The sequence below is a fragment of the Mycobacterium sp. E1715 genome, from assembly GCF_001667625.1.
Classification (GTDB): Bacteria; Actinomycetota; Actinomycetes; order Mycobacteriales; family Mycobacteriaceae; genus Mycobacterium.
The window spans coordinates 1-9,917 of sequence record NZ_LZJJ01000234.1; the positions used below are offsets into that span (position 1 = coordinate 1).

A 9,917-nucleotide genomic window follows, 5' to 3' on the forward strand; every position below is an offset into this window, starting at 1 on the left:
CACGCTGTCGGCGATCGTCGCCGGCTACGAGGCCGTCCTGCGGCTGATTCACCCCGTCGCCATCGGCCACGTGGGTTGGGTCGCCGCCGCCGGGCTCATCGGCTTCGCGGGCAACGAGATCGTCGCCGTCTACCGGATCCGCACCGGCCGCCGGATCGGCTCGGCCGCCCTCGTCGCCGACGGCCTGCACGCTCGCACCGACGGATTCACCTCGCTCGCAGTGCTTTTCGGGGCGGCCGGCGTCGCGCTCGGCTACCCGCTGGCCGACCCGATCGTCGGCCTGATCATCACGGTGGCGATCCTGGCGGTGCTGCGCGGCGCCGTGCGCGACATCTTCCGCCGGCTCATGGACGCGGTGGACCCCGCGCTCGTCGACACGGCGGAAGCGACGCTGGCCGCCCGCCCCGGCGTCCGCAGCGTGCGCAGCATCCGGATGCGCTGGATCGGGCACCGCCTGCACGCCGATGCCGAACTCGACATCGACCCCGGCATCAGCCTTCAGGACGCGCACCGCATCGCCCACGACGCCGAGCACCAGCTGACCCACGCCGTGCCGCGGCTCGACAGCGCCCTGGTGCACGCCTACCCGGCGCACCACCCCTAGGCGTCGATCACCAGGCGACCGCCGTTGGCCCGCGAGACGCAGACCAGCATTTCGCCGTCGCCCTCCGCGGCGCGGCCGCGGCGATCGACCTCCCCGGCAAGCACTTTCACCTTGCAGGTGCCGCAGAAGCCTTGCTGGCAGGAGTACGCGGTCGTCGGGTCGCCGTCCAGCATGACGTCCAGTGCCGACCGGTTCGCAGGCACGCTCAGCACGCGCCGTGAACGGGCAAGCTCCAGCTCGAAGGGGACGCCGTCGACGACGGGCGGCGGCCCGAACCGCTCGTAATGCAGTGGCGCGTCGGCGTGTTGGTCGCGCATCGTGCGCACCGACTCCAGCATCGCGGTCGGGCCGCACACGTAGACGGCCGTCGACGGCCCGGCATCGGCGAGCAGTTCGGAGGCGTCGGGAATGCGGCCACGCTCGTCGTCGGCCCACACGCTGACCCGGTCGGGCGCCACCGCCACTACCTCGTCGAGCAGCGGCATGTACTCCCGGCTGCGGCCGGCATACACGGCACGCCAATCGATTCCGCGCTGCTGGGCGAGTGAGATCATGGGCAGGATCGGAGTCACGCCGATGCCGCCGATCACGAACAGCACCTCGCGCTCGTCGGTGACCAGATAGAACGCGTTGCGGGGCCCCTCGAATTCGATCGTGTCGCCCACGTCGAAAGTGTCGTGCATTTCGATCGAGCCCCCGCCACCGTCGGCGATCCGGCGTACCGCGATCCGGTAGTCGGTGCGCCGCCCGGGCGGACCGCACAGTGAGTACTGGCGTCGGCGGCCCGACGCCAGCCGAATGTCGATGTGCGCGCCGGGAGTCCACGACGGCAGCAATCCACCCTGCGCGTCACCCAGCGTCAGCGCGACGACGTCGGGCGTGAGGAGTTCGCGCTTGGTGACCACCGCGGTGGTGGTCCGCCGCACCGGCACCACCCGCGAGGGGTCCCAGCGCGACGCCGACGCCAAGCCCCCGAAGAGGGTGCCCACTCCCCACAACGCCGTGTAGAGGCGGTCGCGCTTGCGACGACCGTACAAGTCGGCGGGTCTGCTGCCCCAAATCGTCTGTGCCACAACAAGTATCCTACGTCTGACCAATGGTGTTCTGATCGACCCATTCGCTCGTGAGCCGGGCGATGATTTCGGGATGGGAGGACACCACCCAGTGCCCGCCCTCGATGTCGACGACCCTGCCGTTGGGCGGTATCGAGCCGGTGAACCGCTGCAGGGGCGGCGAGACGAAGTAGTCCCAGCGCGCCACCAACACCTGCACGGGGACCTTGGTCTGCGGCAGCTCCTTCCCGGGCGCCAGGAACGGCCCGGGCATGTTGGCGCGGTACAGGTTCAGCCCGTTGACGTAGTCGCGGGTCGACCGGGTGGTCGCCGCGCGCCGCCGACCGGCCCGGCGAGGCCGGCCGATCAGTTCGACCGCCGCGAAGACCGCAACGGTCGCCCGGGACCAGATCGCCAACTCCGGCACGCCCGGGCACAGAAAGAACCAGATGTAGGTGGAGGCGAGCGCCTGTTTGAGGACGTCGAACACGCCGCGGGGTGAGCGGGCGGACCGCAGGAACTTGCCCGCGTAGTTCAGGTGCGGACCGGAGATCGACGTGAACGAGGCGACCTTGCCCATCACCCTCTCGTCGGTGACCGCGGCCCAGGCCTGGATGGAACCCCAGTCGTGGGCGATCAGGTGGACCTCGTCCACACCGAGGCTGTCTATCACCGCGCCGATGTCCGAAATCAGTTGCGGCAGGCGGTATGCCGCGCGCTTCGCCGGCTTGGACGAATCGCCGGCGCCCCGGACGTCGAAGGCCACGAAGTTGTAGCGCCCACCCAGGGCGTCGGCGACGCCGTCCCACACGTGGTGGTTGTCGGGGTAGCCGTGGATCGCCAGAATCGTCGGGCGCCCCGGGTCGATCGGCGAGTGGGCGTGGACGGCCAGCGACACGCCGTCGGACGCGATCACGGTGTTGGACTGAGTCATTCGTGGGCCCCCGACGCTCAGTGCGCCGCGCGGGCCGCGGGCGAGCGGGCCAGGTAGTCGACCGCGCGGCCCACCCCGCCGAGCTTGGACGGGTGGAAACTCGGCGTGTAATAGGCGCCGATGACCCGCAGGAACTGGAACGGCCCGGGCACCAGGCCGCGGCGCGCCGCGCTGAAGTAGTCGCGCCAGCGGGGTTTGGTGCCCGGCGGCAGGTACGGGTCGACCGAGTACATGAACCGCACGCCGCGGACGAACAGCCACAGCAGCGCCGGCGTGATCAGCAGCTGGGTGCGCACCTGGCGCCAGTAGCCGCCGCGCAGGTGCTTCATGGTGTCGAACGCGACCGCCTTGTGTTCGACCTCTTCGGCCCCGTGCCAGCGCAGCAGGTCGAGCATCACCGGGTCGGTGCCGAAGGCGTCGTGCTGCGGGGTGTCCAGGATCCACTCGCCCAGGATGGCGGTGTAGTGCTCGAGCGCGGCCACCATCGACACCCGCTCGAGCAGCCAGCTCTGCCTGCGGCGCCGGCCCCACCCGGGCCGGTCCCCGATGAGCTGGGAGAAGAGCCAGGCCATCTGGTCGGTGAACGGCGTGACGTCGACGCCCTTGGCCGCGAAGTGATCCAGCACCCCGGAATGAGCCTGGGAGTGCATGGCCTCCTGGCTGATGAAGCCCTGCACGTCCAGCCGCAGCTGGTCGTCCTTGATCAGCGGCAACGCGTTCTTGAACGCGTCGACGATGAACTCCTCGCCTGCGGGCAGCAGCAGGTGCAGCACGTTGCAGAAATGGGTGGTGAAGGGCTCGTTGGGCACGTAGTAGAACGGCAGCGTCGCCCAGTCGAACTCGACGTCGCGCGCCTGCAGGACGATCCGCTCGTGGTCGAGCGAGGCGTCATGCGGGCCCGTCGCCTGGTCGTCGACGGTGAACATGGAAGAACCCCCTTGGGAAACTAGGCGCTGCGTTGCGCCTCGGCCTCAGCCTCGGTGATCAGGCGCTCACTGCGCAAGAACCGGACGAGATTCTCGACCGTGTCGGTGAGCGACGGCTCACGCAGGCGGACCGAGGCCAGCGCACGCGCACCCCGGTATTGGGAGTTGCCGTAGCGCTTGTCCCGCATCGCCGCGATCTTGTCGGCCGACCGGGTGAGGAAGTCGACCAGCGGGTAGATCGGGTCCCGCGTCGTGCAGCGCCGGTTCATCTCGGCGGCGAATTCCGGGATGTCGTGGTAGTCGAAGCGATAGCCGTAGCGCTCGGAGAGGACGCGGGTGATGTCCATCAGGTTGTAGTAGTCGTCCGCGGTCATGTTGAACACGGTGCCCTCGTCTGCCGGCAGGTCCATCAGCGCGACGATGTGGTCGGCGATCAGGTCCGCAGGCAGCAGGCTGAGCTGGTTGAGCGCGTTGGCGGCGATGCCGTGTTCGATCATGAACGCCACGGTGCGCACCAGGATGTCGTCGCCGCTGCCGAAGCCCGCGCTGGTCGGCGAGATCAGCGAGGGCCGGAAGATGCGCACGTCGAGCCCCTGCCGCTGGGCGGCGAAGGCCAGCTGCTCGGCCACCCACTTGGTCTGCGAGTAGCCGAAGTCCAGGGCGTTCATCTCCAGGTTGGCGTCGGACTCCCCGACCACCGGCTTGACGCTCCACCCGTAGATGAAGGTGCTCGAGACCAGGTGGAAGGTCTTGCGGTGCGCCGTCATCGCCAGGCGCAGCAGCTCGTGAGTCCCGATCACATTGGCCGGGCGCAGGGCGTCGTAGGTCCGAACGTAGTTGACCAGGGCGCCGTTGTGCAGGATGGCGTCGACGCTCTCGGCCAGGCGCCGGAACCCCTCCTCGCCGATGCCGAGCTGCGGCTCGGCGAGGTCGCCGCAGACCACGCGCACCCGCGCCCGGACCTCGGCTTCGAGGGCCGGCGTCCACAGCCGGGCCCGGCGCAGGGACGCGACGATCCGGTCCAGCCCGTGCGCGGGATCCGTGGCGCGGATCAGCGCGTGGACCGTGAAGGACGTCCGGCCGAGCAGGCTGGCGACCAGGAACGGCCCCAGGAAGCCGGTCGCGCCCGTCAGCAGGATGTCGCCGGGCGCCCCCGACCGCGCCGGCGGCAACGCCGGCAGGGGCAGCTGGGCGTCGGCCCGCATCCGCGCGAACTCGTAGGCCTCGTACTCGGTCGAAATCTGGTCCAGCGCCTGACGCAGCGCATCGAGCGGCTGGCCGGACCCCTCGCCGAATTGCCGCATCAGGCGGAAGAATTCGGCCACCGTGAGCCGCTGGAGCAGGCGCGTGTTGACCTCCTCGACCAGCTCCCCCGCGCCATGCTCTTCCAGCAGGGCCTGCAGGTCGGCGCGCAGCTCGGCGAGCGCCAGCGAGTCGATGCCGAGGTCCGCGAAGGAGCAGTCCTCTTCGCCGGTGAGGTCGTAGCTCTCGATCAGGTTGCGGAACCGGTCCAGCGGGCCCGGGTCGGTCTGCGCCCATCCGTGGGCCTGGTGCGTGTAGCTCGCCAGGACGGGCAGCTCGCCGTCCAGCCAAAGCTGACGCGTCGAGGACCGCCGGATCTTGCCCGAGGTGGTCTTGGGGATGCTGTGCGGCGGCACGAACACGATGGTGTGCGGGTCGATGTGGCCATGCCGGCGGATGGCCCGCGCCAGCGCCTTGCCGTCCGGCAGCGCTCCCGCGTCACGGACCTCGGCCACCACGGCCAGCACCTCCTGGTCGTCGCGCTCCACCGCGAACGCGGCCACGCAGCCGCCGCGCACCTGCGGGGCAGACCGCTCCACGATGCCCTCGATGTCGGAGGGGTAGCAGTTGACGCCGCGCACGATGATCAGGTCCTTGCTGCGGCCGCAGACGAACAGCTCGCCCTCGTAGATGAAGCCGAGGTCGCCGGTTCGCAGGTAGGTGCGCTCGGTGTCGCCGGCGATGCGGGCCGCGAACGCCTCCGCGGTGACGTCGGGGCGGTTCCAGTAGCCGCCGCCCTTGGACGGGCCATCCAGCCAGACCTCGCCGACCCGGCCCTCCCCGAGGGCCTCGCCGGTCTCGGGGTCGACGATGCGGACCACGTTGCCGTCGATCGGCTTGCCGCAGCTGACCACCGGGGCCTGGTTGCTGTTCTCCGGCTGGGCCTTCTCGACCCGCGCGAGGTTCCTCTCCAGCGCACGCTTGTTCAGCGCCAGCGTCTGGCGGCCGCGAAGCGAAACGATCAGGGTGTTCTCGGCCATGCCGTACGCGCCGGTAAGGGCGTTGGGTTCCAGGCCGTAGGGCGCGAACCGCCGCCGGAAGCGCGCAAACGTGCTGGCGCGCAACGGTTCCGCGCCGACGACGATGTTCTCCAGGCTGCTCAGGTCGATCCCGGCGAGCTCGGATGTGGGCAGCTTGTCCTCGCGCAGGCACAACTCGAGGGCGAAGTTGGGCACCGGCGTGTGGGTCGCGCGCACGTCACTGATGAGCCGCAGCCACGACGACGGCCGCTTGAGGAAGTCCAGCGGTGACATGGCGTGCGTGGTGCCGCCGACCAGCAGGATGAACAAGTAGGCGGAGATCAGGCCCATGTCATGGTGCTGTGGGAGCCAGCTGACCAGCACCTCGCCACCCGCGAAGGCCGAGGCGTTGGCGATGACGTTGGCGTGGCTGACCACCACGCCCTTCGGATCGCTGGTGGATCCGGAGGTGTACTGCAGGAAGAGCACCGGCTCCGGGGTGTCGGGGACGTGGGCGCCGCCGAACTCCTGCGTGCCGTCGGTGCTGAACCAGGGCAGCTCCGGGGGCCGCTGGGCCTCCGCCCACGGCGAGCCGCCGTCAAGGTGGTTGAGCAGCATGCGGTAGTCGTACTCGAACTGTTTGGTCGATAGCACCGCCTTGGCCTGGCAGTCGCGGGCGATGAAGCTGAGCTTGGCCAGACCCGACTCGAACGACATCGGCAGCGGCGGGCTGACCGGCACGGCGATCACCCCGATCCGCGCGCAGGCGTAGAACGCCGCGACCATCTCCAGGCCGGGCGGGTAGACGAGCAACGCTCGATCGCCCGGCCGCAGCCCGGCTTCGGTCGACAGGTACGCGGCCAGCTCGCGCGTCCGCTCGGAGAAGCTCCGATAGGTGTAGTGCTCCAGCTCGCGGCCTTCGTCGTCGACGAAGCGGAAGAGGGTCTTGTCGGGTGTTTGGGCTTCGCGCATGTGCAGATGGTCAATGAGCGTCTCCATCGCAGGAGCCACCCCCTTCCGGGTCAACTATGAGCGATAAGAACTTTTCGGATCAATTGATAACGCCCAATGTAACGCCGTTGATGGATGTTGAGCAAAGCGTGCAAGGCATTTCCGGAGACCGCACATTAATCTCACAGGATGGACTTAACTACCGGCACCCGTCGACAATCATGGGATCCGCATCTACGGACTTCAGTATTCATGTTTATGGTTTGAACAGCGCATTTACCGCCCGGGCCTTGTCGCATTCGTGCGGATACTGAGGTACGTATTTCTCAGCATCATGATTTCTCCTGGGATGACTTCGGCCGAATCCGGGGTGCATTTCGTATTCGCACCGCAAAGGCCATAGCAACCCCAATATCGAGCTTCGCATTCCCGGCGGCGAGTGAGATGCGCCACGGGAGCCGTCTCGCCGCTGCTGACCTACTGAGCTACGGAGTCAGCTCGGCTGGGCAACCCGGATGCGGGGGCCGGCCCGGGCCACCAACCGGGTGATCCCGACGAAGCGTTCGCCGTCGATGATCGGCGAGAGCGGCTCCCCCTCGGCCTCGATGGTCATTTCGCGGCCGTTCACGTCGCGAACCCCGGGACCCCGCAGCGTGCCATTGGTGAGTGCCGCGGGCAGCTGGACCACGATCCGCGAGGGCCGTATCTCGCCGGCCTGGAAATGCAGCGCGCCGGGATTCTCGGCCTTCGGGAAGAGCCGGAACGGTCCCCCGATCCGCAGGTCGATCGCTCCCGCGTGCAGCACGCGGTGCGTCCGCGACGGGACCTCCTCGCCGTCGATGACGACCCGGGCACGCGTTGGGGTGAACAGCACCGACGAGTAACTGGACGCCCGCGAACGGCCGACCTTGGACGCGAGGTAATCGCGGAACGAACGGCCGATCACCCGGGCGACCTCTGTACGGCCGTGGTCGGGCTTTCCGTAATACATGTCGTAGAACCGGTTGCCGACCCCGCCGGCGGCGAGTCCGAAACACAGGCGATGAAACGCCGCGCCGTCCGCGGTCTCGCCGTCGAGTTGCAGGGTGTCCAAACGCATTTCGGGCGGGGGCCGGTTCGCCTCGGCGGCTGCCACCAGGGCGCGGACGATCGCGTCGGGCCGCCCGCGCACCCGCGCCTTGCGCGCGACGGCGTTGACGCTGCCGCCGTTGGACGGCACGAACGTCGGCCAGCGTTCCGGATCGGCTTCGCAGCGCTCGATTTCGTTGATCAACCAGTGCAGCGCGCCGTCGCCGCCGTCGCCCACGAGGTGCGTGACCCGCGGGTGGAGCCCGTCCAGGGTCTTGCCCAGCTCCTCGGTCGAGGCGGTTTCGTGGACCTCGCCCCACGGACCGACGATGCGGCGCAGCTCGGCGACGCGGTCACCGCGCGCGCCGCGATTCCTGCGCGCGAGCGGATTGACGATGACCCCTAAATACATCCGCGGCGTCGGGATTCCACCGGCCATCCCACGCACGATACCTGCGGCGTTCGGGTGGGAGGCATCACATAGTTAGGGTGGGCTGCATGCCTGGTTGGACCGCAGCAGACCTGCCCTCCTTCGCCGGACGCACCGTCGTGATCACCGGCGCCAACGCCGGACTGGGGGAAGTGACCGCCCGCGAATTGGCCCGGGCCGGCGCCCGCGTCGTGCTGGCCGTTCGCGACACCGAGAAGGGCAAGGCCGCCGCGGATCGGATGCGCGGTGACGTCGACGTCCGCCACCTCGACCTGCAGGACCTGGGCTCGGTGCGGCGCTTCGCCGACGAGATGACGGCGGTGGACGTGCTGGTCAACAACGCCGGCATCATGGCCACCAAACACGCGGTGACCGCCGACGGCTTCGAGGGCCAGATCGGCACCAACCACCTCGGCCATTTCGCGCTGACCAACCTGTTGCTGCCCAAGCTGACCGACCGGGTGGTGACGGTGTCCTCGCTGATGCACCACTTCGGCTACGTCAGCCTCAAGGACCTGAACTGGCGCTCCCGCCCGTATTCGGCGTGGCTGGCCTACAGCCAGTCGAAGCTGGCCAACCTGCTGTTCACCAAGGAGCTGCAGCGGCGCCTGGAATCCGTCGGCTCTCCACTGCGCGCGCTGGCCGCCCACCCCGGCTGGTCGCACACCAACCTGCAGGGCAACTCCGGACGCAAGCTGGGCGACGCGGCGGTGTTGGCCGTCGACCGCATCGTGTCCACCGACGCCGATTTCGGGGCCAGGCAGACGCTGTACGCGGTCTCGCAGGATCTGCCCGGCGACACCTTCGTCGGCCCGCGCTTCGGTCTGTATGGCCGCACCCAGCCGACCTGGCGTAACTGGCCGGCCAAGCGGGCGGGCACCGCCGCGGCGCTGTGGGACCTTTCCGAGCAGCTCACCGGCACCGCTTTCCCGCTATGAGAATGCTCGACGGGCGGTTTGCCGCAGCCCGACTAGATTGGTGAGCAAATCCGTGCAGCGACGCCCAGGCGAGGAGGTAACCCATGTCGAACACTGATATGGCGGCGATCCTTGCCCTCCTTGCCGCGCTGGCGTCGGCGATCGGCAACGTGGTCCGCCAGCGGTCCGCGCAGGAGGTCACCGACAAACCCGTCGGCCACCTCGCGCTGTTCGGCATGCTGTTGCGCGACAGGCGTTGGTTGCTGGGCGGTCTCGGCGACATCGCCAGCTACGTTTTGCTGGCCGCAGCCCTGGACAAGGGCTCAGTGCTGTTGGTGATGTCGCTTCAGGTGACGTCGCTGCTGTTCGCGCTGCCGATCTATGCGCGGATGAGCCGCCACCCGGTCACCCGCCCGGAATGGCTGTGGGCGGTGGTGCTCACCGCGGCGCTGGTGGTTGTCATCGCGGTCGGCCAGCCGGCGGGCGGTCAGGAGCGCGCGGCGGCCGACGTATGGCTGATCGTGGCCCTGGCCATGGCCCCGCCGCTGCTGTTGGCGATGGCCGGCGCCCGGGTCTGGTCCACAACTGGTCGGGGTTGTGTTCGAGGATGTCGACGACGCCTTTCATCAGCACCGCGAAGACGGCCAGCAACGAACCGGCGACCGCCGCGAGCAACAACGCCGCCACCGGCCGATCCGACCAGACCCGGGCGCCGGCCATCGCCAACAGCAGCGGCGGGGCCATGGCCAGGGCCACGATCAGCCATACGTCGGC

At 69.1% G+C, this 9,917-nt stretch carries 7 protein-coding genes and 2 pseudogenes; 3 read left to right on the top strand and 6 right to left on the bottom strand.

Annotated elements, in window-relative coordinates:
• A partial coding sequence (locus A9X03_RS12655) for a cation diffusion facilitator family transporter (protein WP_156746546.1) occupies positions 1-604 on the top strand: 604 nt, incomplete at its 5' end.
• On the opposite strand, the gene A9X03_RS12660 is transcribed toward A9X03_RS12655, so the two are convergent.
• The 5 genes from A9X03_RS12660 to A9X03_RS12680 form a co-directional block, all read right to left on the bottom strand.
• Complete coding sequence (locus A9X03_RS12660) at positions 601-1,677, bottom strand: PDR/VanB family oxidoreductase (protein ID WP_068261327.1); 1,077 nt, start codon at positions 1,675-1,677, stop codon at positions 601-603. The two genes, A9X03_RS12655 and A9X03_RS12660, sit on opposite strands and share 4 nt — an antisense overlap.
• A 10-nt stretch (positions 1,678-1,687) precedes the next feature.
• Positions 1,688-2,590 carry an alpha/beta fold hydrolase gene (locus tag A9X03_RS12665; protein WP_068261330.1) on the bottom strand — a complete coding sequence of 301 codons (903 nt, stop codon included), beginning with the start codon at positions 2,588-2,590 and terminating at the stop codon, positions 1,688-1,690.
• Positions 2,591-2,607: 17 nt separating this feature from the next.
• Positions 2,608-3,516, bottom strand: coding sequence for a metal-dependent hydrolase (locus tag A9X03_RS12670; RefSeq protein WP_068261333.1), 909 nt, complete (start codon positions 3,514-3,516; stop codon positions 2,608-2,610).
• Between the two features lie 20 nt (positions 3,517-3,536).
• On the bottom strand, positions 3,537-6,776 hold the full coding sequence (locus A9X03_RS12675) for a thioester reductase domain-containing protein (RefSeq protein WP_068261336.1): 3,240 nt from the start codon (positions 6,774-6,776) through the stop codon (positions 3,537-3,539).
• A gap of 445 nt (positions 6,777-7,221) precedes the next feature.
• Entirely contained in the window at positions 7,222-8,208 is a 987-nt protein-coding gene (locus A9X03_RS12680) for a diacylglycerol kinase family protein (protein WP_067749288.1), read from the bottom strand.
• An 86-nt stretch (positions 8,209-8,294) separates the two neighbouring features.
• Between A9X03_RS12680 and A9X03_RS12685 the strand changes: the two genes are divergently transcribed.
• Positions 8,295-9,164: an oxidoreductase gene (locus tag A9X03_RS12685; RefSeq protein WP_067889378.1), complete on the top strand. Its 870-nt coding sequence runs from the start codon at positions 8,295-8,297 to the stop codon at positions 9,162-9,164.
• 83 nt (positions 9,165-9,247) lie between these two features.
• A pseudogene (locus A9X03_RS28430) lies at positions 9,248-9,724 on the top strand (DMT family transporter); the annotation flags it as partial.
• 49 nt (positions 9,725-9,773) lie between these two features.
• On the opposite strand, the pseudogene A9X03_RS30235 reads toward A9X03_RS28430, so the two are convergent.
• Positions 9,774-9,887, bottom strand: a pseudogene (locus A9X03_RS30235) (hypothetical protein); the annotation flags it as partial.
• Positions 9,888-9,917: the final 30 nt, after the last annotated feature.